This is a genomic window from Pseudomonas sp. o96-267 (genome assembly GCF_003935465.1).
Taxonomy (GTDB): domain Bacteria; phylum Pseudomonadota; class Gammaproteobacteria; order Pseudomonadales; family Pseudomonadaceae; genus Aquipseudomonas; species Aquipseudomonas sediminis.
In genome coordinates, this window is record NZ_RHQP01000009.1 from 77087 (window position 1) to 97127 (window position 20041).

21 protein-coding genes are annotated in these 20041 nt (G+C 64.9%); 9 read left to right on the top strand and 12 right to left on the bottom strand.

The window, feature by feature from the left end:
• Nucleotides 1–16 precede the first annotated feature (16 nt).
• The 5 genes from EGJ86_RS08320 to purE form a co-directional block, all read right to left on the bottom strand.
• Nucleotides 17–550, bottom strand: a complete 534-nt coding sequence (locus EGJ86_RS08320; RefSeq protein WP_125834744.1) for a DUF3299 domain-containing protein — start codon at nt 548–550, stop codon at nt 17–19.
• A 63-nt stretch (nt 551–613) separates the two neighbouring features.
• Nucleotides 614–859: a GlsB/YeaQ/YmgE family stress response membrane protein gene (locus EGJ86_RS08325; protein ID WP_125834745.1), complete on the bottom strand. Its 246-nt coding sequence runs from the start codon at nt 857–859 to the stop codon at nt 614–616.
• A 66-nt stretch (nt 860–925) separates the two neighbouring features.
• Nucleotides 926–1690, bottom strand: a complete 765-nt coding sequence (locus EGJ86_RS08330) for an ABC transporter substrate-binding protein (protein ID WP_125834746.1) — start codon at nt 1688–1690, stop codon at nt 926–928.
• A 54-nt stretch (nt 1691–1744) separates the two neighbouring features.
• Nucleotides 1745–2830: a 5-(carboxyamino)imidazole ribonucleotide synthase gene (locus tag EGJ86_RS08335; protein ID WP_125834747.1), complete on the bottom strand. Its 1086-nt coding sequence runs from the start codon at nt 2828–2830 to the stop codon at nt 1745–1747.
• A 147-nt stretch (nt 2831–2977) separates the two neighbouring features.
• Nucleotides 2978–3469 carry a 5-(carboxyamino)imidazole ribonucleotide mutase gene (gene purE / locus EGJ86_RS08340; protein ID WP_106734749.1) on the bottom strand — a complete coding sequence of 164 codons (492 nt, stop codon included), beginning with the start codon at nt 3467–3469 and terminating at the stop codon, nt 2978–2980.
• Between the two features lie 276 nt (nt 3470–3745).
• Here purE and adhP point away from each other — a divergent pair, with 276 nt between their 5' ends.
• From adhP to EGJ86_RS08355, 3 genes are all read left to right on the top strand, one after another.
• Nucleotides 3746–4768 (top strand): alcohol dehydrogenase AdhP, encoded by a 1023-nt coding sequence (gene adhP, locus EGJ86_RS08345; RefSeq protein ID WP_125834748.1) that lies wholly within the window; start codon nt 3746–3748, stop codon nt 4766–4768.
• 120 nt (nt 4769–4888) lie between these two features.
• Nucleotides 4889–5683, top strand: a complete 795-nt coding sequence (locus EGJ86_RS08350; protein ID WP_125834749.1) for a hypothetical protein — start codon at nt 4889–4891, stop codon at nt 5681–5683.
• Nucleotides 5684–5763: 80 nt separating this feature from the next.
• On the top strand, nt 5764–6756 hold the full coding sequence (locus tag EGJ86_RS08355; protein ID WP_125834750.1) for an AraC family transcriptional regulator: 993 nt from the start codon (nt 5764–5766) through the stop codon (nt 6754–6756).
• A 102-nt stretch (nt 6757–6858) separates the two neighbouring features.
• Here the strand turns inward: EGJ86_RS08355 and EGJ86_RS08360 are convergent, their stop codons facing one another.
• Genes EGJ86_RS08360 through EGJ86_RS08380 form a run of 5 tightly spaced genes read right to left on the bottom strand, consistent with a single transcriptional unit; the run spans nt 6859 to nt 11400 of the window.
• Nucleotides 6859–8895: an LTA synthase family protein gene (locus EGJ86_RS08360; protein ID WP_125834751.1), complete on the bottom strand. Its 2037-nt coding sequence runs from the start codon at nt 8893–8895 to the stop codon at nt 6859–6861.
• Nucleotides 8892–9491 (bottom strand): hypothetical protein, encoded by a 600-nt coding sequence (locus EGJ86_RS08365; RefSeq protein WP_125834752.1) that lies wholly within the window; start codon nt 9489–9491, stop codon nt 8892–8894. The genes EGJ86_RS08360 and EGJ86_RS08365 overlap by 4 nt, the downstream gene beginning before the upstream one ends.
• The gene (locus tag EGJ86_RS08370) at nt 9484–10764 is read right to left on the bottom strand and encodes an exo-alpha-sialidase (protein WP_125834753.1); all 1281 of its coding nucleotides are present in this window, start codon (nt 10762–10764) and stop codon (nt 9484–9486) included. The genes EGJ86_RS08365 and EGJ86_RS08370 overlap by 8 nt, the downstream gene beginning before the upstream one ends.
• Nucleotides 10765–10774: 10 nt before the next feature.
• A complete protein-coding gene (locus EGJ86_RS08375; RefSeq protein ID WP_125834754.1) occupies nt 10775–11077 on the bottom strand; it encodes a PepSY domain-containing protein in 303 nt (100 codons plus the stop codon).
• 53 nt (nt 11078–11130) lie between these two features.
• The gene (locus tag EGJ86_RS08380; protein ID WP_125834755.1) at nt 11131–11400 is read right to left on the bottom strand and encodes a PepSY domain-containing protein; all 270 of its coding nucleotides are present in this window, start codon (nt 11398–11400) and stop codon (nt 11131–11133) included.
• A 212-nt stretch (nt 11401–11612) separates the two neighbouring features.
• Between EGJ86_RS08380 and EGJ86_RS08385 the strand changes: the two genes are divergently transcribed.
• On the top strand, nt 11613–12641 hold the full coding sequence (locus EGJ86_RS08385; RefSeq protein WP_125834756.1) for a histone deacetylase family protein: 1029 nt from the start codon (nt 11613–11615) through the stop codon (nt 12639–12641).
• A 64-nt stretch (nt 12642–12705) separates the two neighbouring features.
• Nucleotides 12706–13800: a polyamine ABC transporter substrate-binding protein gene (locus tag EGJ86_RS08390; protein ID WP_125834757.1), complete on the top strand. Its 1095-nt coding sequence runs from the start codon at nt 12706–12708 to the stop codon at nt 13798–13800.
• A 163-nt stretch (nt 13801–13963) separates the two neighbouring features.
• Here EGJ86_RS08390 and EGJ86_RS08395 read toward each other — a convergent pair whose 3' ends face one another.
• The gene (locus tag EGJ86_RS08395) at nt 13964–14869 is read right to left on the bottom strand and encodes a LysR substrate-binding domain-containing protein (RefSeq protein ID WP_125834758.1); all 906 of its coding nucleotides are present in this window, start codon (nt 14867–14869) and stop codon (nt 13964–13966) included.
• Between the two features lie 179 nt (nt 14870–15048).
• On the opposite strand from EGJ86_RS08395, the gene EGJ86_RS08400 reads away from it, so the two are divergent.
• Nucleotides 15049–16473 carry an aspartate ammonia-lyase gene (locus EGJ86_RS08400; protein WP_125834759.1) on the top strand — a complete coding sequence of 475 codons (1425 nt, stop codon included), beginning with the start codon at nt 15049–15051 and terminating at the stop codon, nt 16471–16473.
• A gap of 241 nt (nt 16474–16714) precedes the next feature.
• On the opposite strand, the gene EGJ86_RS08405 is transcribed toward EGJ86_RS08400, so the two are convergent.
• Complete coding sequence (locus tag EGJ86_RS08405; protein ID WP_125834760.1) at nt 16715–18181, bottom strand: PLP-dependent aminotransferase family protein; 1467 nt, start codon at nt 18179–18181, stop codon at nt 16715–16717.
• 97 nt (nt 18182–18278) lie between these two features.
• Here EGJ86_RS08405 and EGJ86_RS08410 point away from each other — a divergent pair, with 97 nt between their 5' ends.
• The 3 genes from EGJ86_RS08410 to EGJ86_RS08420 are packed head-to-tail and all read left to right on the top strand — an operon-like array spanning nt 18279 to nt 20041.
• Nucleotides 18279–18911: an FMN-binding negative transcriptional regulator gene (locus EGJ86_RS08410; RefSeq protein WP_125834761.1), complete on the top strand. Its 633-nt coding sequence runs from the start codon at nt 18279–18281 to the stop codon at nt 18909–18911.
• 18 nt (nt 18912–18929) lie between these two features.
• Nucleotides 18930–19370 (top strand): GNAT family N-acetyltransferase, encoded by a 441-nt coding sequence (locus EGJ86_RS08415; RefSeq protein WP_125834762.1) that lies wholly within the window; start codon nt 18930–18932, stop codon nt 19368–19370.
• On the top strand, nt 19370–20041 hold the full coding sequence (locus EGJ86_RS08420) for a GNAT family N-acetyltransferase (RefSeq protein WP_125834763.1): 672 nt from the start codon (nt 19370–19372) through the stop codon (nt 20039–20041). The genes EGJ86_RS08415 and EGJ86_RS08420 overlap by 1 nt, the downstream gene beginning before the upstream one ends.

Sequence of the window (20041 nt, forward strand, 5' to 3'; positions counted from 1 at the left end):
AGGGGATGGAAGACGGTTAGAGATCTTCGTCGGTCACCAGGCGTACTTCGCCGGCATCCATGGCATAAGCGGCGTCGGCCAGGTCGTTGCTGACCTGCTCCACCTTCAATTCGCCACTGACCCACAGCGGGGCGTAGATGTCGTCGAGCGGGATGCCTTTCGGGTAGCGCACCAGTACAAGCTGATTGGGTGGTGGTGGCGGCACGTGGATGCAGGCGCCCGGATAGGGCACCAGGAAGAACAGGGTGCTGTTGCCTTTCTCGTCGTTTTCCAGCGGCACCGGATAGCCGCCCAGGCGGATGGCCTTGCCGTCGAGTTCGGGCACGGTCTTGGCGGAGTACATCACCGCAGGCAGATCCTGATCCTGCTGGCGCAGGCCGTCCTCGCTGTAGAAGGTGCTGTCGCCTTCAGGACTGTCATGGCTGATCTCGGGCATTTCCTCGAGGGCCTTGCGGTCTTCGGGTGGCATCAAATCGAGCCAGTCGGTTTCCGGCAATTCGGCGTGGGCCAGGCCGGTACAAAAGAGTAGGGCGAGCAGCAAGTGGCGCATGGGGTATGGCATCTCGTGGCGGCGTAAACGAGGAGCCGACAAGTCGGCTCCTGGCTGGGCTTGTCAGCCCTTCTTGATCGCGCCGTAGATTACCAGCAGAACGATGGCGCCGATCACTGCGCCGATGAAACCGGCTGCCTGGCCAGCTTCGTAGATGCCCAGCGCCTGCCCGCCGTAGGTCGCGGCAATGGAGCCGCCGATGCCAAGCAGGATGGTCATGACCCAGCCCATGCTGTCATCGCCGGGTTTGAGAAAGCGTGCGACCAGACCGACGATCAGGCCGATGAAAATGGTGCCGATAATGCCCATTGGCGTATCTCCTTGATGAGTGCCGCGTGTGCGGCAGGCGCGTCATGAGACAAGTCAACGGGGCTATCAGTTCGCCTCGTCTGGCGGCAGAACGCCATAACGGCGGTAGATCAGGGCAACTTCGCCCTCTTCACGCATGCGTTGCAGCTCAGCGCCCAGGCGGTCATATAGCTCGCGCCGGTCGCTCTGGTAGCGTTTCAGCGATGCGCCGAAGTGGTTGCCCAGTACCTGCTGGTGGGTGTAGTGCGCGTAGCTGTAGGCGCGAAAATTCATGGCCTGGAATTGCGCCTCCATCGGTGCGGCGTCGATCACCGCGATGGTGTCCAGGCGCCCAGCCCGGAACATCGCGGCCAGCTGCGCATCGTCGCTGGCATAGGCGCGGCCGAGCAGGTCATCGCTGTCGAAAGGTTCGAAATAGGACGTACCGCGTTTAACACCCAGAGACAGCTCGTACAGATCCGCGTAGCGGCTCAGCCTGGCTTCTTCCCCAGGGCGCACGACGAAGCGAACGTTCAGTTGCTGACTGCCGATGCTGGGCAGGAAATGGATGTACTCGCGGCGCTGTTGAGTGAGCAGCACGCGTGGCACCAGGTCGACTCGCCCGGAGCGCAGGTCCTCAAGACTGCGCAAGAAGGGCGCTTCACGCCACTGCAGACCCACCCCGATACGGTGTGCGGCCGTTTCCAGTACGCTGATCAGCGGGCCGCTGGGCAGACCGTCGACAGCGCGCATTTCCGGCGGTCGTTCGCGAAAGTCGACCCGCAGCACCTCTGGCGCGCCAACACAGGTCAGCGAAAACAGTAATGGCAGTAAGGAAAGAAGACGCTTCATGGGGGGCTCTTGAACGACCACCGTCGTTCAAGAGTCTAGCTGCGAATCGATCTGTCAGTCTTCGGCGATCAGCGCCTGAACGTCGGCGATACGCGCATCCAACGTGGCGCGGTCTGCGCTGCGCAGGGTGGCATGGCCGACCTTGCGTCCGTCCTTGAAGGCCTTGCCGTAGTGGTGCAGATGGCAGTCAGCGATGCTGATCACCTTGTCCACTGGCGGCACTTCACCGATGAAGTTGAGCATGGCGCTCTCGCCCAGCTTGGCGGTGGAGCCCAACGGCAGGCCGGCGACGGCGCGCAGGTGGTTCTCGAACTGGCTGCACTCGGCGCCTTCGATGGTCCAGTGCCCGGAGTTGTGCACGCGCGGGGCGATCTCGTTGGCCTTGAGGCCGCCGTCTACTTCGAAGAACTCGAAGGCCAGCACGCCGACGTAATCGAGCTTGTCCAGCACGCGGCCGACGTAGTCTTCGGCCAGCGCCTGCAGCGGGTGATCGGTGCTGGCGATGGACAGGGCGAGAATGCCGCTGTCGTGGGTGTTGTGAACCAGCGGGTAGAAGCGCGTTTCGCCATCGCGTGCACGCACGGCGATCAGCGACACCTCGCTGGTGAAGGGCACGAAGCCCTCGAGGATGCACGGCACGCTGCCCAGTTCGGCGAAGGCGTCGGTGACGTCTTCCGGCTTGCGCAGGACTTTCTGGCCCTTGCCGTCATAGCCCAGGGTACGGGTCTTCATCACCGCTGGCAGGCCAATGCTGGCAACCGCAGCGTCGAGGTCGGCCTGCGACTGGATATCGGCGAACTCCGGTGTGGGGATGCCCAGCTCACGGAACATGGACTTCTCGAACCAGCGGTCACGGGCGATGCGCAGGGCTTGCGCGCTCGGGTAGACCGGCACGAACTGCGAGAGGAAGGCCACGGTTTCCGCTGGCACGCTCTCGAATTCGAAGGTGACCAGGTCGACCTCGTCGGCCAGCTGGCGCAGATGATCCTGGTCGCCGTAGTCGGCACGGATATGCTCGCCGAGCGCCTGCGCGCAGGCGTCCGGCGCCGGGTCGAGGAAAGCGAAGTTCATGCCCAGCGGGGTGCCCGCCAAGGCCATCATGCGGCCCAGTTGGCCGCCACCGATCACACCGATTTTCATAACAAAGCCCCTTTTTCAGCAGGTGGCGAACCAAGCAGTTGAACGTTGCCCGCAGCGCAGGAAGCGGAGTTTACCCCGGTAAGTGAGCATTCCGAGCAGCTCACAGCGTTCGAATGCGCTGTGTCGCAGCCCCTGATGGAATGGGCTTCAGGCCTCGCGCGGATCCGGGTTGCTCAGCACGGTATCGGTCTGTTCCTGGCGGAACTGCTTCAGCGCCGCGTGGAACTGCGGGTGCTGGTGACCGATGATGCTGGCGGCCAGCAGGGCGGCGTTGACCGCGCCGGCCTTGCCGATGGCCAGGGTAGCGACCGGGATACCAGCAGGCATCTGCACGATCGACAGCAGCGAGTCGACGCCCGAGAGCATCGACGACTGCACCGGTACGCCGAGCACCGGCAGATGGGTTTTGGCTGCGCACATACCCGGCAGGTGAGCGGCGCCACCGGCACCGGCGATGATCACCTGAATGCCGCGTGCTTCTGCCTCTTCGGCGTACTGGAACAGCAGGTCTGGGGTGCGGTGGGCGGAGACCACCTTGACCTCGTGGGGGATGCCCAGCTTGTCCAGCATCTCGGCGGTGTGGCTAAGGGTGGACCAATCGGACTTGGAGCCCATGATCACGCCAACCAGTGCGCTCATCGTCGTGCCTCTTCTCTCGGGCGCCTCGCGGCGCGTCAAAAACCAACAAGCCACGCGGGCGGGCCAGCGTGGCTTGTCATGATTCGTTGGCCGGGTGCTGCCGGCCGAAGGCCGCGCAGTATAACGCAAAGCCAGCGCTGGCGGGCAGTGGCGACGACCGTTTGTCATGCAGGATGTGGCAGAGCGGGAAAACCGCCTAAACCTTGCTCTGGAGCAATACCGGTGCGGGCTGCGTGCGCACACTGGTGTTCCACTCGCATGGAAGAGGAACAGCACATGAACCAGACCATGAAAGCCGCAGTCGTCCACGCCTTTGGCGAACCCCTGCGCATCGAGGAGGTGAAGACTCCGCTGCCTGGCCCCGGGCAGATCCTGGTGAAGATCGAAGCTTCGGGCGTCTGCCACACCGACTTGCACGCCGCCGAGGGCGACTGGCCGGTGAAGCCGAGCTTGCCGTTCATTCCCGGTCACGAGGGCGTCGGCTACGTGGCGGCGGTCGGCAGCGGTGTGACTCGGGGCAAGGAGGGCGACCGCGTCGGCGTGCCCTGGCTGTACACCGCCTGCGGCTGCTGCGAGCACTGCCTGACCGGCTGGGAAACCCTGTGCGAGAGCCAGCAGAACACCGGCTACTCGATCAACGGTGGCTATGCCGAATACGTGCTGGCTGACCCGAATTACGTCGGCGTCCTGCCGAAGAATGTCGACTTCCTCGAGATCGCGCCGATCCTCTGCGCGGGGGTGACGGTGTACAAGGGCCTCAAGGAAACCAAGGCACGCCCCGGACAGTGGGTAGCGATCTCCGGTATTGGCGGCCTGGGTCATGTCGCCGTGCAATACGCCCGTGCCATGGGCCTGCACGTGGTCGCGGTGGACGTCGACGATGCCAAGCTGGAGTTGGCGCGCAAGCTCGGCGCCAGCCTGACCATCAACGCGCGCAAGGAAAATCCGGCCGAGGTGGTGCAGCGCGATATCGGCGGCGCCCACGGCGTGCTGGTCACTGCGGTGTCCAACGCCGCCTTTGGCCAGGCCATCGGCATGGCGCGCCGGCACGGTACGGTGGCGCTGGTCGGCCTGCCGCCGGGCGACTTCCCCACGCCGATTTTCGACGTGGTGCTCAAGGCCATCACCATCACCGGCTCCATCGTCGGCACCCGTGCCGACCTGCAGGAGGCGCTGGACTTCGCCGGTGAAGGCTTGGTCAAGGCCACGGTGCACAGCGACAGTCTCGACAACATCAACGGCATCTTCGATCAGATGCGCAGCGGGCAGATCGAGGGGCGCGTCGTGCTGCAGTTCTAAGGCAAAGAAATGGCCACGGATAGGCAATTTTCCTACAGAACGGACGCGGAAGAGCGCACAGATCGCCGCCAGACGGCTGGCTATACTGTGCGCCCTTCATCCGTACAAGGACGTGTCGTCATGAAACAGTACGTTTCGCTCGTTGCTCTCTCCCTGCTCTCTCTTCAAGCCGCTGCGCTGGATCTGGCCAAGCATCCGCAGGTCTTCGATGCCGGCCAGGGCGTCAGCCTGGCGCTGGCTCCTTCTGCCGACGGCAAGCAGGCGCTGGTGCAGGTCCGCGGCATCAACCACCCGCTCGACGAAGTGGTGTTCCTCACCGATGTTCGCGAGCTGGGCAACGAGCAGCGCGACTACGGCATCCGCCTCGATGGTCGTGACTACAACCTGTTGAACAAGCGGCGCGCCTGGAGCGGCGAGAGCTACCAGCTCAACCTGCCGAACACTCAGGGCTTCGAACTCAGCTACAACGAGGACAAGACCAAGGCGCTGAAGCCGAAGGATCTCCTGGCGCTCTATGAGAAGCAGGAAAAGGATGGCCTGCAGGCGCGCCTGGCTGCCTTCGACCGCAAGCAGCGCCTGGCCGACTACAGCGCCCGCCTGCAGGAGATGGATAGCGAAGCTTCCAAGGCCTGCGGCACACCGCTGACGACCAAGGTGGACTGGAGCGCGATCAGCGACGAGCAACTGATTGGCCTCAGCGTGCCGAGCTTCTGCGGCGAGGTGGTCAATCAGATGGCCTATCTGTGCGGCCGTGATGACCGCTACAAGGCCGAAGCCAAGACCCTCAAGGGCGTCGATTGCCGCTTCGGCGAGGCGATGAAACTGCACGAGAAGGACGGCCAGCTGCAGTTCACCACCCATTCGGATGAAGCCAACCAGGGCGACTTCATCAACGCCATCCTGCGTAACCGTTGATCGTATCGGGCGGGCGTTGACCCGCCCCTCGCGGCATATTTCTTGCGTTCTATTCTCAGTCTTCCCCCACGGAACGCATCATGCTGCACGCCTCGCTGACCACCCTGCACGTGGTTTCCCTGATCCTGCAACGCTTCGCCGACCAGCCCGAGTTGCGCCCGCAATTGCTGGCCGGGAGCGGTATTGGTGCGGCTGATCTGGACAATGCCGACGCGCGCATCACCCGGGTGCAGGAGTTGCAGGTGTGCGCCAATGCCCTGGCCCTACGTGCCGACATGGGGCTGGAGTTGGGGCGCAGCCTGCATGTTTCCTCCTATGGGCTGTTGGGTTACGCCGCACTGTCGGCTGCCACCTTTGGTGACGCCTGGCGCCTGCTGTTGCAGTACCCGGCGTTGCTCGGCACCTATTTCCGCCTCGATCTGCAGGTGGAAGGTGAGCTGGCCTGGATCTGCGCCAGCGGCTACCGCGATGTCGAGGCGCTGGAAGTGTTCAACGTGGAGATGTGCCTGGCTTCGCTGAAGCTGATCGGCGACGAGCTGCTGCGCCAGCCGATGCCGTTGGAGGGGGCCGAGTTCACCTATGCCCAGCCGCGCTATATGAAGCGCTATGCAAAGAGTTTTCCCTGCCCGTTGCGCTTCACGGCGCAACGTAATGCCTTCGCCTTTCCTGCCGCGTTGCTGGAGCGCCGGCTGCCGCTGGCCGACAGCGTTACCCACGGCGACATGGTGGAGCGCTGCCGGCGGCTGAACGCTGAGTTCAGCAGCCGCCAGGCCTGGCTGGAGCGGGTGCGCCATTTGCTGGCCGCACAGTTGGCCGAGCCGCCGGGGCTGGAGAACCTGGCGCAGCAGATGCACTGCTCGCCGCGTACCTTGCGTCGCCACCTGCAGGAACTGGGTACCAGCTATCAGGGCCTGCTCGACGAGTTGCGCTTCGAGCGTGCCAAGGCTCTGCTCAATGAGGAGCAATGGCCTGTGTACCGCATCGCCGAAGTGCTCGGCTTCAGCGAAACCGCCAGCTTCCGCCATGCTTTCCAACGTTGGAGCGGCGTGCCGCCGAGTCGCTTTCGCGCCTGAGATGATCAATGGCATTCGCGGCTAAAGCCGCTCCTACACACTCCGTAGGAGCGGCTTTGCCGCGATAAACGCTCGCCGCTAAAGCGCCTCCCACAAGTGTGCTCACTTCTCTGCTTGTACGTTGCGATACATCTGCAACCGCGCGGCTTCGTGCAGGCCACGGCTTAGCCCCAGCAGGCGCTGGAACTCTTGCGGGTGCTGCTCGGCCACATTGTCACGCGGCGTCGGCGAGCGCAGGTCGTGCAGGGTCGGTGAGCTGCCGTCGTGCTGCATCTGCACGAGAAAATCCCGGGTCACCGCGCCGATCACCGGGAAGGTGCCTTCCTGCAGCACCAGCGGTACCACCCGCTCACCTTCCGGCGCCGGCAGTTGCAGGTCGCGACCCAGGCCGCCGTTGTCGAAGGGCACGCCGACGAGCCCGGCCACCGTCGGCAGCAGGTCGGCCAGACCCACGGCTGCGTCGAACTCGCGCGGCGCCAACCATTTCGGTGCATGAATCAGCAGCGGCACGTTGTTGCTCTCCAGCCCCAGCTGCTCGAAGGCCGGCGCCATGTGCGGAATCTGGCTGATGCGGGTGTTGTGGTCGCCGAAGAAGACGAAAATGGTGTCGTCGTAGAAGCCCTGCTCCTTGGCCAGCTCCATCAGGCGGCCGATGTTGAAGTCCAGCAGACGCACGGCGTTGTACTGCTCGACGCTGCGCGAGCCGGCCTGCTGCACCTGTTCCAACGGCAGGTCGAGCGCCTCGAAACCGTCGTTGTCCTTGGGGATGGTGAAGGGGCGGTGGTTGCCGGAGGTCTGCAGGTAAGCGAAGAACGGTTTGTCCTTGGGCAGTGCACCCAGGATGCGCGTGCTTTCCTTGAAGAAATCCAGGTCGGAAATGCCCCACACGTCCACCTGTGGCGACTGCCAGTGACGCTCTTCATAGAGCTGCACGTCGTCGATACTTTGGCGGATCAGCGCGTTGATGTTGGCCCAGCCGGCGTTGCCGCCGATCATGTAGAACTTCTCGTGGCCTTCGAGCGCGTTGATCAGCGTGCGCTGGCGAGCGATCAGCGGGTTGCGCGTCGCCGTCTCCTGTCTCGATACGTCAGGGATGCCGGTGATGCTCGCCCACACGGTCTTGGCGGTGCCGGTCACCGGCACGTAGAAGTGGCGGAAGAACCAGCTTTGCTGGGCCAGACGATCCAGATTCGGCGTCGGGTTCAGCGGGTTGCCGTAGGCGCCGACGGCGCTGGTGCCGAGGGATTCGAGCATGACGAAAACCACATTCGGCTGGCGCTCGGCCTGGATGCGATGCGACTGCACCGGCTGCTGACGGAAGAAGTTCAGCCCCTGCGCATCGCGCTCGCTGACGCCCAGGTAATCGGCCACTACCTCGTAGTGCTCGCGCGTGGCCGCTTCGTCGAAGGCGGCGGGTTCGAGCTTGAGGGTGTCGAAGAGAAACAGCGCCGGGTTGAGGCCGAGCGCGCCGATCTGGCTGTTGCCGCTGTAGAAGGCATCGCTCCAGCGCAGCGGCACCGGGTTCTCCAGGTTCAGCGCGCTGGCGCGACCGAGCAGGCCGAAAAACACCAGCACGCCCATAACCGCCGCGCCGCCAAGGGCCGGCAGCACGCCGACCTTGCCGCTGGCAGGGCGATCCAGGGTGGCACGCTCCAGGCGCAGCAGCGCCCAGGCCCACAGCGCCACACCCAGCAGCCAGGCCAGGGTTATCCACAGGACCGGGTAGGTCTGCCAGAGCATGCCGGCGGAAATCTGCGCATCGCCGGCAAAGCGCAGCACCGTGGCATTGAGGCGCACACCCAGGTAGGCGTAGTGGCCGAAGTCGACTATGTACAGCAGGCCCAGCGCCGCTACGGCCAGCAGTAGATAGCCGCGCAGCAACCAGCGTATGGCTCGAAAGCGCGCCAGGCGCAGCTTCGGTAGCGCCAGCAGGAGTCCTACCGGCAGCATCAACAGCAGGGCCAGACGCAGGTCGAAGCGCAGGCCGATGCCGAGGGTGGGCAGCACGTCCGAGTCGCTCACGCTGTCGACAGCGGAGAAGCCCAGCAGAAACACCCCGCGCAGGGTAGCGAAGAGCACGAACAGCAGCGCCGTCAGGCCTGCCAGGTAATGCAGGCGGCGGGATTTCAGCCAGCTCATGCGAGGTTCCTTGTTCGAGTCGAGAGTCGAATCAGCAGCCAGCGTCCGCCTGCCAGAAGCAGCGCGCCGAGGCTGTAGAGGGCCAGGTAGGGGTCGATCAGGTAGTCCCAGTAGTTTTCCGATGCGCCCAGGCGCAGGGTGAAGGCCAGGGTCGCCAGTACCAGCGCCAGGGCGCCGAGCCAGCTGCGCTGGACGATCAGCACCACGCACAGCAGGCCCAGCACCAGCAGCATCGGCCTGGGTTCGAAGCCGAGCTGGTAGGGGTCGGCATAACTCAGGCCCAGCGCCGCCGGGTAAAGCAGCACGGCCAGACCGGCGAACAGCGCCAGGCTGGCCAGGCGATCACCGGCGCTGGTAGGTGGCACGCCGAAGCGGCTCATGGTCGCCCAGCCAAGCAGCACCAGGCTGGCCACCGACAGGTCGCCGATATAGGTGCGCAACTGCAGCGCCAGGCTGATGCCTTGCACCGGCAGCAGGCTGAGCAGCAGGCAGCCCGCCAGCAGAATGCCGCGTGGGAGTTTATTGCGCGTCAGTCGCGTGAAGATCAGGAAAACCAGCAGGGCGAAGGCCAGGTGCGGCAGCCAGAAGTCAGTCATGCGGGCGGCGCTCCGACAGCCAGGCCTCGTTGAAGGCCAGGTGCTTGATGAACATGTCGTTCCACGAATAGACGAGGTGGTAGGTGCCTTCGCGGTCGCGGGTGAAGTAGGGGTACTCGTAGTCGAAGGTGCAGCCTTCGGCGCTGCACATGCGCGCGCTTACTTGTTCGAGAAAGCGCGCCTGCAGCTCGGGTCTGCCGCCGCTGGCGCGGTATTTCTCGCTGACCACGGCGGGAAATTCGTCGCGCGGAATCGGTTCGCCCCAAGGGTTGGGCGTCTCGTCCAGCTCGCCCAGGGTGCGCCAGTTGGCGAGCTTGGCGTCGGTGGCGTAGAGGGTCAGGCGGAAACGGCCGTCCTCCAGGTCGTTCATCGCCACCAGCAGGCTGCCGTCGGGGCGACCGACCGCCGCCAGGGACGAGTTGGGGTTGCTCGGTTCTACTGGTTCCGGTCGGCTCCAGCTACGCCCGGCGTCTTCGCTGTAGCTGGCCAGCACGCGGTGATGTTCCTCACCGGCATAGCGCAGCAGGGCCACGGCACGGCGCTCGTCCAGCGGCACCACGGTGGGCTGCAGCGAATAGCGACCCTTGCCGATGCGGTACTTGCCCAGCACCTCGCCATTCGCGCTCAGGTGCAGGTACTCGGGAAACTTGCCGAGGAACTCGTGATACACCGGCAGGCCGATGCTGCCGTCGGCATGGAACACCGGCGCGGCGCGCACCAGGGTGCTGATATTCAGAAACGGGCTGGTGACCAGTTGGCGGGGCGCCGACCAGGTTTCACCGAGGTCGTCGGAGACCATGGCGTTGACCGCGCTACCAGCCCAGCCGCCGAGCGATACCGAGACGTAGAACAGCCACAGGCGATTGTCCGGCGCCAGGCTGATCACCGGGTTACCCAGCTTGCGGATGTGCTTGCCGACCGCGCGTTGGGTAGCTTCACGGGTAGCCAGCACGCGCTCGGCGCTCCACTGGCCACTGGCGGCATCGAAACGCGCGGCGCGAATCTGTACGTCTGCGGCACCTTCGCGGCTGCCGGCGAACCAGGCCGCCATCAGGTCGCCGCCGGGCAGGCCGGTGATGGAGGCGGAATGCACGAAATCCTCCAGATCGGAGGAGGCGAAGTGCGCGGCCAGGGTCGGTGTCGCGTCGGCCGCGGGTGGCGCTGGCTGGCTGGCGAAGGGTGCCAGCGCATGGGGCGCGGCGCCGAGCCAGGCGCAGGCGAACACCGTGGCCGCGCCCAGCACCAGGGCGCAGGTCTTGAAGGTCGAGGTCATGGTCGCGGGTTCAGGGATGGCTGGGAGGCGCTAGGTACGAGCTGGCGACTTCTTCTACCGGTCGGGCGTCGACCGGGTCGTAGTAGACCTCCAGCTTGCGACCGGCAGCGTCGAAGCCGTAGATCTCGTAGCAGTGGCCGGGAGTGATGCGGAACTTGGTGATCTGTACGCCCTGGCGCTTCATCCGCTCGCGGAACTGCGACTCCGGCATCCAGGCGCTGCGGTCGGGGCGGGCACAATCGGTGTCGGCCAGCAGCGGCGTGGCGCCGAGCAGCAGCAGACCGCCCAGGGCGGTGCGGGCTAAAAGGGGCATGGCGGGGCTCTCGTCACGAGGCGCCGGCCGCCAGGGCCAGCGCCGGGCTGCGCTTAGTCGTCGATCTCGGTCTTCACGGCCTTGCCGCTGACCGGGTCGTGGTAGATCTCGACCTTGCGGCCTTCCTTGTCGAAGCCGTAGATCTCGTAGCAGTTGCCTTCGGTGACCTTGAACTTGTTGATCTTGTAGCCGTCGGCCACCAGCTTGGCCTGGAACTGGTCGGGGTCTTGCCAGGTGGAGCGTTCGGCCGTGGTGCATTCGGTCTTGGCGAAGGCCGGAGCGGCACAGGCGAGCAGGGCGGAAACGAGCAGTAGACGACGCATGGTGAGGCTCCTGATGGGGTTCGGAGCCGTCACCTTCGGCGTCCTGGCTTAACGAAAACTTAAGGCTCACACCTCGTTACATCTTGCCGGTGAGCATCCGGGTGGTAGCGCAATTTGGCCATTTCGATCCCCTTTTGGCCGTTGCCAGCGTTCTCGACGCTGGCCGAGCAGGCGAACAATGCAGGCACAACAACGAGCCTGGAGCGCTTTGCATGCTCACCTACTACAGCGACGACCACCACCTGCATCACGGCAAATGCGAGCTGATCGACGGGCAACTGATGCCCTGCTTCGAGAAGCCGCAGCGCGCCGACCATATCCTCGCCCGTGTGAACAATCGCCAGCTCGGCGAGGTTCGCGCACCCAGGGATTTCGGCTTGGCGCCCATCGAGCGCATCCACAGCAAGGCTTACCTGGAGTTCTTCAAGGGTGCCTGGGCGCGCTGGCAGGAGCAGGGCGGCAAGGGCGACCTGCTGCCGTTCACCTGGCCGGCGCGCACCCTGCGCCGGATGATCCCCAACGACCTGCACGGCCAGCTCGGCTACTACAGCTTCGACGGCGGTGCGCCGATCACCGCCGGCACCTGGCAGGCCGCCTACAGCGCCGCGCAGGTGGCGCTCAGCGCCCAGCAGGAGATCGCCAACGGTGCCCACAGCGCCTTCGCCCTGTGCCGTCCGCCAGGCCACCATGCCGCCGGCGACGTGATGGGCGGTTACTGCTACCTGAACAACGCCGCTATCGCCGCCCAGGCCTTCCTCGACCAGGGCAGCAAGAAGGTGGCCATCCTCGATGTCGACTACCACCACGGCAACGGCACCCAGGACATCTTCTACCAGCGCAGCGACGTGCTGTTCGCCTCCATCCACGGCGACCCGGCCGAAGAGTTCCCGTTCTTCCTCGGTTATGCCGACGAACTGGGCGAGGGTGCTGGCGAGGGCTACAACTTCAATTACCCGTTGCCGATGGGCAGCTCCTGGGAGACCTGGAGCGCCGCACTGGAGCAGGCCTGCCAGCGCATCGCCGAGTACGGCGCCGAGGTGCTGGTGGTGTCGCTGGGCGTGGACACCTACATGGAAGACCCGATTTCGCAGTTCAAGCTCGACAGCCCGGACTACCTGGCCATGGGCCGGCGTATTGCCGCGCTGGGCCTGCCGACGCTGTTCATCATGGAAGGCGGCTACGCCGTGGAAGCCATCGGCGTCAACGCGGTCAACGTGCTGGAAGGATTCGAAGGCGCCTGATCGGCGCCTCTTCAGCAATCAGAAATCTGCCAAACAAGAGCAATATTTCAGGGGTGCTAGAACGATGAAAGCCATCAAACAGATGCTCGGTGCCGCCCTGTGCGGCGCCACCCTGCTCAGCGGTGCGGTGCAGGCCAAGGAGCTGCGCGTATACAACTGGGCCGACTACATCCTTCCGGAGGTGCCCAAGGACTTCCAGAAGGAGTCCGGCATCCAGATCACCTGGGACACCTTCGAGACCAACGAGGCGCTGGAGGCCAAGCTGCTCACCGGCAACTCCGGCTATGACCTGGTGATTCCGTCCAACCAGTTCCTCGAAACCCAGATCAAGGCCGGCGTGTTTGCCCCGCTGGACAAGTCGAAAATCCCCAACTGGAAGAACCTCGACCCGGTACTGCTTGGCCTGCTGGAGAAGAATGACCCGGGCAACCAGTACGGTGTGCCCTACATGTACGGCACCGTGCTGATCGGCTACAACCCGGACAAGGTCAAGGCCGCGCTCGGTGAGGACGCGCCGGTCAACAGCTGGGACCTGGTGTTCAAGCCCGAGTACATGGAGAAGCTGAAATCCTGCGGTGTGGCCATGCTCGACTCGCCGACCGAGATCATCCCCATCGCCCTGCATTACATGGGTCTGGACCCCAACAGCACCAACCCGGCCGACTATGACAAGGTCACCGAACTGCTGCTGAAAGTGCGTCCGTACGTGGCCTACTTCCACTCGGCCAAGTACATGACCGACATCGCCAACGGCGACATTTGCGTGGCCATCGGTTATTCGGGCAGCTTCTACCAGTTCGCCAACCGCGCCAAGGAAGCCGGCAACGGTGTGACGATCAACTGGCGTCTGCCGAAAGAAGGCGCGCCGATCTGGTTCGACACCTGGGCTATCCCCAAGAGCGCCAGGAATTCGGACGAAGCCCACGCCTTCATCAACCACCTGCTCGAACCCAAGGTGATCGCGCCGATCAGCGATTTTCTCGGCTACCCCAACCCCAACGTACCGGGCATGCAGCTGGTGGGCGCTGAAATCGCCGACGACCACGACCTGACGCCGACGCCGGAGCTGCAGAAGTCGCTGTACGTGGTGCAGCCGCTGCCGCAGAAGATCGAGCGCGTGCGTACGCGGGCGTGGACCTCGATCAAGTCGGGCAAGTGAGCCTCAGCGGTTTGGCTCGAGCATAAAATCTCGCGGCTGAAGCCGCTCCTACGGGGTATGTGATGCTCTGTAGGAGCGGCTTCAGCCGCGATTGCCGTACCCGTAGGGTGCGCCGTGCGCACCGCGCGAATATCGGTGCGCACAGCGCACCCTACCCGTTCACTCAGCTGCCCACCTCGCCCGTCTCCAGCTTGCGCCACAGTAGTCGCACGGCCGCCTTGCGCGACATGCCCCAGCGATACAGGCGAATCTCCAGCGGGATATGCCAGTGTTCCTTGCCGCACACCACCAGTTCGCCACGGGCCAGCTCGGGGCTCATCGACAGGCGCGGTACCCATGCCACGCCCAGGCCTTGCATGGCCATGGCTTTGAGGCTGTCAGCCATGGCGGTTTCATGCACGGTGGTCGAGCGCAGGGCGCGCTGGCGCAGCAGCAGGTTCACCGAGCGGCCGAGGAAGGTGCCGGCGCTGTAGGCCAGCAGCGGCACGCTCTGTCCGGTGTCCAGGTCGAACAGGGGTGCGCCTGTTTCATCCGCGGCGCATACCGGCAGCATTTCGCTGTAGCCCAGGTGCAAGGACGGGAACATGTCCGGTGCCAGCTGCACGGCGGCGTCCTGGTCGTGGTAAGCGAGGATCAGGTCGCAGGTGCCCTCACGCAGCGAGTGCACCGCTTCGCCGACGTTGGTCGCCACCAGGCGGGTGCTCAGCGGCAGGCCATCGCGGCGCAGGCGGGCGATCCATTCGGGAAAGAAGCCGAATACCAGCGAGTGCGCCGCTGCTATTTGCAGCGCTTCGCCCTGTTGTCCTTCGAGGTGATGCAGGTGACGCACCACCTCACCCAGCTGCTCGACCATGCTGCGTGCGGTGAGCAGAAACAGCTGGCCGGACTCGGTCAGCTCCACCGGCGTGCGCGAACGGTTAACCAGCGTCAGCCCCAATGCGGCCTCGAGGCTGCGGATACGCCGGCTAAACGCCGGCTGGGTGACGAAGCGCTTTTGCGCCGACTGGGAGAAACTGCGGGTCGCGGCCAGGGTGACGAAGTCTTCCAGCCATTTGGTTTCCAGGTTCACGGGCGCGTCCTCCGCTCATGTCAGGGCAGTGCACACGGTTGGTGCATTGTTGCGGTCACATCCACATTATGCCGATCATGCATAGGGCAGCAAGTAACGGCATTGGTAGCGAGACGGTCAAGGCCCCTATTCTATGGGCATCGCGGCACTCGCCGTATTTCCCAAGAGTCATTTCTATCATGTCCTCTGCTGCATCTGTTCGCGTCGAAAAAGACCTGCTCGGTACCCTCGAAGTCTCCGCTGATGCCTACTACGGGATTCAGACTCTGCGCGCCGTGCAGAACTTCCGCCTGTCTGGCGTGCCACTGTCGCACTACCCGAAGCTGGTGATCGGCCTGGCTATGGTCAAGCAGGCTTCGGCTGACGCCAACCGCGAGCTGGGCCACCTGTCCGCTGCCAAGCACACGGCGATCAGCACTGCCTGTGCACGCATCATCCAGGGCGAGTTCCACGAGCAGTTCGTGGTCGACATGATCCAGGGCGGCGCCGGCACCTCGACCAACATGAATGCCAACGAGGTGATCGCCAACATCGCCCTCGAGGCCATGGGTCATGAGAAGGGCCAGTACCAGCACCTGCACCCGAACAACGACGTGAACATGGCGCAGTCGACCAACGACGCCTACCCGACCGCCATCCGCCTCGGCCTGCTGCTCGGTCACGACAGCCTGCTGAGTGCGCTGGACAAGCTGATTCAGTCGTTCGCCGCCAAGGGTCTGGAATTCGGCCACGTGCTGAAGATGGGCCGCACCCAGTTGCAGGACGCCGTGCCGATGACCCTCGGTCAGGAGTTCCGTGCCTTCGCCACCACCCTGGGTGAAGACTTGCAACATCTGAAACTGCTGGCGCCGACCCTGCTCACCGAAGTCAACCTGGGCGGTACCGCGATCGGCACCGGCATCAATGCCGATCCGAAATACCAGGCCCTGGCGGTCAAGCGCCTGGCCATCATCAGCGGTCACCCGCTGACCCCGGCTGCCGACCTGATCGAAGCCACCAGCGACATGGGCGCCTTCGTGCTGTTCTCCGGCATGCTCAAGCGCACCGCGGTCAAGCTGTCGAAGATCTGCAACGACCTGCGCCTGCTCTCCAGCGGCCCGCGTACCGGCATCAACGAAATCAACCTGCCACCGCGTCAGCCGGGTAGCTCGATCATGCCGGGCAAGGTCAACCCGGTGATCCCCGAGGCGGTCAACCAGGTGGCCTTCGAAGTGATCGGCAACGACCTGGCCCTGACCATGGCAGCCGAGGGCGGCCAGCTGCAGCTGAACGTGATGGAGCCGCTGATCGCCTACAAGATCTTCGACTCGATCCGCCTGCTGACCCGCGCCATGGATATGCTGCGCGAGCTGTGCATCGACGGCATCACCGCCAACGAGGCGCGCTGCCGTGAACTGATGGAAAACTCCATTGGCCTGATCACCGCGCTGAACCCCTACATCGGCTACGAGAATGCCACCCGCATCGCCAAGGTCGCTCTGGAAAACGGACGCGGCGTGCTGGAGCTGGTGCGCGAGGAGCAACTGCTGGACGAGTCCACTCTGGCCGACATCCTGCGCCCCGAGAACATGATCGCCCCGCGCCTGGTGCCCTTGCAGTCCTGATTGGCGATTCGGCAACGCCGACCGTCAGCTGCCTGCCCGTCTGCATAGCTGACAACCTGATTCATAGGAGGCCTTCACCAGCCTCAACCTTCAGGGATGGCCTCGGCCATCCCTTTTTTTGCCCGACACTCTGGGGTAGATGCGATACACCAGTCGCGGCTACGACTGCATGGATGCAGGAGGTAGAGCGAAGCAGGATGCCAGAGCCGAACGCCCCTCCCACAGGCTCTATCTCGGCTTGCTACAGCTTCCAGGCCTGCCTTAGCCGCTGCACCGCCTCGACGATCTGCGCCTCTGGCACCGCAGCAAAACCGAGCACCAGCCCGGCGCGAGCATCCTCAGCCGTTTCGCTGCCGGGCAGCCAGTAGTCGCTCAAGGGATTCATCTCGATGCCGGCGGCGCGTGCGGCGGTGATCAGCTCGCGTTCCCGCGCAAGACTCTCCACCTTGATGCTCAAGTGCAGGCCGGCGTCCACAGCCGGTAGCGAAGAGCATCCCGGAATCATCGCCGGCCAGGCCGCGAGCAAGGCGTCGCGCCGGCTGCGTGCGGCCTGGCGCATGCGCCGTACGTGGCGCTGGAAGTGCCCGGCAGCGATGAATTCGGCCATCACCGCTTGGGTACCGACCTCCGAGTGGCGCATCTCCAGCGCCTGGCGCCGGGCGAAGCTCTCGGCCAGCGCAGGCGGCAGCACCAGATAGCCCAGGCGCAGTGCCGGAAAGGCGAGCTTGCCGAAGGTGCCGATGTAGATCACCCGCTGTTGCTCGTCCAGCGCCGCCAGCGGGGCGAGCGGCGTACCGCTGTAGCGGTACTCGCCGTCGTAATCGTCCTCGATGATCCAGCCGTTCACGCGCTTGGCCCACTCCAGCAATGCCAGGCGCCGTGGCAGCGACAGGGTCACGCCGGTGGGATACTGGTGCGCGGGCGTGACATAGGCCAGCTGACAATCGTTGAGGCGCTGTAGCGCGTCGATATCCATGCCTTCGCCGTCCACCGCGATGCCGCACAGTTGCGCGCCGGCCACTGCGAAGGCATGGCCCGCCGCGCGGTAGCCGGGATTTTCCAGCGCCACTCGCGCGCCGGGTTGTACCAGCAACTGCGCGCAGAGGCTGATGGCCTGCTGCGAGCCGCAGGTGATCAGGACCTGCTGCGCCTCGCAAGTCAGGCCGCGGCTGTTGCGCAGATAGGCGGCGATCAGCTCGCGCAGCTGCAGGTCTCCGGCAGGGTCGCCATAGCCCAGTCGGGCCGGCGACGGTTTGCGCCAGAAGCGCGCCTGCAGGCGTGCCCAGGTCTCGAAGGGAAACAGGTCGAACGCCGGCACACCGATGCGGAAGGCGCGTGGCGCGCCCTTGGCGGGCGTGGCCAGGTGGTGGTTGTGCAACAGCGGCATTGCCGGGCTGGCCGCTGCCGGGGCGACGGCTGCCACCGGGGCAGGCCGGCTGTGCGGCAGATCGGCGACGTAGGTGCCATCGCCGACTCGTCCGTTGACGTAGCCCTCGGCGTACAGCTGGTCCAGTGCACGGGTCACGGTGTTGCGCGAGATGCCGAGCAGCGTGGCCAGCTCACGGCTGGCCGGCAGGCGTGTGCCACTGGCCAGGCGGCCGTCGAGGATGCGCTCGCGCAAGGCTTGGTAAAGCTGGCGCGCCAGGCCCTGACCGGGCTCCAGGTGAATGCCGGAGAGATCGAATGGCAAGGCGGACGAGCGCGTCATGATCGGTAAATTGGCTCTGTGAAAGTCGTCAGGAATGGATCTTACATCAGGCCAATATCCTGCCTAGCATGGCCCCATCACGCCAGGAGAAGCCCTCATGTACTGTCCCGCCGTCTTTCGTCAGGACGACCTGCCCACCCTGCATGCGCAGATTCAGGCCAGTGGACTGGCCATCGTGACCAGCAGCGGTACGCAGGGCTTGCAGGCCAGTCATCTACCGCTGCTGCTGGCGCCTGAAGAAGGCGAGTTAGGCACCCTGTACGGCCACTTTGCCCGGGCCAATCCGCACTGGCGTGATCTGGCCAGCGGTGCCGAGGCGCTGGTGGTGTTCAGCGGCGCGGATGCGTACGTGCATCCCGGCTGGTATCCGGTCAAGGCCGAGCACGGCATGGTGGTGCCGACCTGGAATTACATTGCCGTGCATGCCTGGGGCCAAGCGGAAGTGTTCGACGAGCCTGAGCGTCTGCTGCAACTGGTCAGCCGCCTCAGCGAGCGCCACGAACGGGGCCGCCCGCAGCCCTGGGCGGTCAGCGATGCGCCGCGCGACTACATCGACGCCATGCTGCGCGCCATCGTCGGTTTCGCCCTGCCGATTCGCCGGCTCGAAGGCAAATGGAAACTTAGCCAGAACCGTTCCGAGGCAGACCAGGCCGGTGTCTGCGCCGGCCTGGCGACGTCCGCCAGCCCGCGTGACCACGAACTGGCAGCGCAGATGCATCCCACCGACTGACTCCACAAGAAGGCCATCATGCTCGACATCCGCCCCATCACCGCTGCCGATCACGCTGTCTGGCTGCCGCTTTGGCAGGGTTACCAGCGCTTCTACCAGGCCGAGATCCCCGCCGAGACCAGCGCCCTCACCTGGCAGCGCTTTCTCGACCCGGCCGAGCCGATGCACGCCGCTCTGGCCTGGCAGGACGGCGAGGCGGTCGGCCTGGTGCACTTCATCTATCACCGCAGTTGCTGGACGAATGGTGACTACTGCTACCTGCAGGATCTGTTCGTCGCCGAGCACATTCGCGGTGGCGGCATCGGTCGCGCGCTGATCGAGCATGTTTACACTGAGGCGCGCGCTGCCGGTGCCAGCCGCGTGCATTGGCTGACCCAGGAAACCAATTACCAGGGGCGTATGCTCTACGACCGCATTGGCGACCGCTCCGGTTTCATTCAGTACAGGAAGCTCTTCTGATGACGCGTGATCTCGCTCACTGGCAACCCCGTCCCGCACCGGACCAGCGCTCGTTGCAAGGCCGTTTCGTGCGTCTCGAAGCGCTCGATGTCGCGCGGCATGGCGATGATCTGTGGCGCGCGCTGCAGGGTCCGGACCCGGCGCTCTGGGATTATCTGCCCTACGGCCCCTTCACCGAGCGTGGCGTCTTCGATGCCTGGTTGGCCGGCAATGCGCAGAGCCGCGATCCGCTGTTCTACGCGGTGGTCGACCTGGCCAGCGGCCTCGCCCTGGGGCTGTTCAGCTACCTGCGTATCACCGCGCAGGACGGCAGCATCGAAATCGGCCACGTCGCCTTCGGCGCGCCGATGCAGCGCACGGCGGGGGCGACCGAGGCGATCTATCTGCTGGCGCGGCATGCTTTCGACGACCTCGGCTACCGGCGCCTGGAATGGAAGTGCGACGCGGCCAATGCCCGCTCGCTGCGCGCCGCCGAGCGCTTTGGTTTCACCCAGGAAGGGCTGTTCCGTCAGCACATGGTGCGCAAGGGGCGTAACCGCGACACCGCCTGGTTCTCCATCATCGACGGTGAATGGCCCGCCCGCCGGGAGACCTTCGAGCGCTGGCTGGCGGTGGATAACTTCGACGAGCGGGGCCAGCAGCGGCAGCGTCTGGAGATGCTGCGCGAGTAG

Bases quoted from the DNA above. Each gene is read 5' to 3' on its own strand.
- EGJ86_RS08390 (WP_125834757.1), top strand. From the start codon at position 12,706: ATGAAAGCCATCAAACAGATGCTCGGTGCCGCCCTGTGCGGCGCCACC.
- adhP (WP_125834748.1), top strand. From the start codon at position 3,746: ATGAACCAGACCATGAAAGCCGCAGTCGTCCACGCCTTTGGCGAACCC.
- EGJ86_RS08365 (WP_125834752.1), bottom strand. From the start codon at position 9,491: ATGACTGACTTCTGGCTGCCGCACCTGGCCTTCGCCCTGCTGGTTTTC.
- EGJ86_RS08420 (WP_125834763.1), top strand. From the start codon at position 19,370: ATGACGCGTGATCTCGCTCACTGGCAACCCCGTCCCGCACCGGACCAG.
- EGJ86_RS08355 (WP_125834750.1), top strand. From the start codon at position 5,764: ATGCTGCACGCCTCGCTGACCACCCTGCACGTGGTTTCCCTGATCCTG.
- EGJ86_RS08335 (WP_125834747.1), bottom strand. From the start codon at position 2,830: ATGAAAATCGGTGTGATCGGTGGCGGCCAACTGGGCCGCATGATGGCC.
- EGJ86_RS08330 (WP_125834746.1), bottom strand. From the start codon at position 1,690: ATGAAGCGTCTTCTTTCCTTACTGCCATTACTGTTTTCGCTGACCTGT.
- EGJ86_RS08410 (WP_125834761.1), top strand. From the start codon at position 18,279: ATGTACTGTCCCGCCGTCTTTCGTCAGGACGACCTGCCCACCCTGCAT.
- EGJ86_RS08360 (WP_125834751.1), bottom strand. From the start codon at position 8,895: ATGAGCTGGCTGAAATCCCGCCGCCTGCATTACCTGGCAGGCCTGACG.
- EGJ86_RS08350 (WP_125834749.1), top strand. From the start codon at position 4,889: ATGAAACAGTACGTTTCGCTCGTTGCTCTCTCCCTGCTCTCTCTTCAA.
- purE (WP_106734749.1), bottom strand. From the start codon at position 3,469: ATGAGCGCACTGGTTGGCGTGATCATGGGCTCCAAGTCCGATTGGTCC.
- EGJ86_RS08400 (WP_125834759.1), top strand. From the start codon at position 15,049: ATGTCCTCTGCTGCATCTGTTCGCGTCGAAAAAGACCTGCTCGGTACC.
- EGJ86_RS08380 (WP_125834755.1), bottom strand. From the start codon at position 11,400: ATGCGTCGTCTACTGCTCGTTTCCGCCCTGCTCGCCTGTGCCGCTCCG.
- EGJ86_RS08370 (WP_125834753.1), bottom strand. From the start codon at position 10,764: ATGACCTCGACCTTCAAGACCTGCGCCCTGGTGCTGGGCGCGGCCACG.
- EGJ86_RS08385 (WP_125834756.1), top strand. From the start codon at position 11,613: ATGCTCACCTACTACAGCGACGACCACCACCTGCATCACGGCAAATGC.
- EGJ86_RS08415 (WP_125834762.1), top strand. From the start codon at position 18,930: ATGCTCGACATCCGCCCCATCACCGCTGCCGATCACGCTGTCTGGCTG.
- EGJ86_RS08320 (WP_125834744.1), bottom strand. From the start codon at position 550: ATGCGCCACTTGCTGCTCGCCCTACTCTTTTGTACCGGCCTGGCCCAC.
- EGJ86_RS08325 (WP_125834745.1), bottom strand. From the start codon at position 859: ATGGGCATTATCGGCACCATTTTCATCGGCCTGATCGTCGGTCTGGTC.
- EGJ86_RS08405 (WP_125834760.1), bottom strand. From the start codon at position 18,181: ATGACGCGCTCGTCCGCCTTGCCATTCGATCTCTCCGGCATTCACCTG.
- EGJ86_RS08375 (WP_125834754.1), bottom strand. From the start codon at position 11,077: ATGCCCCTTTTAGCCCGCACCGCCCTGGGCGGTCTGCTGCTGCTCGGC.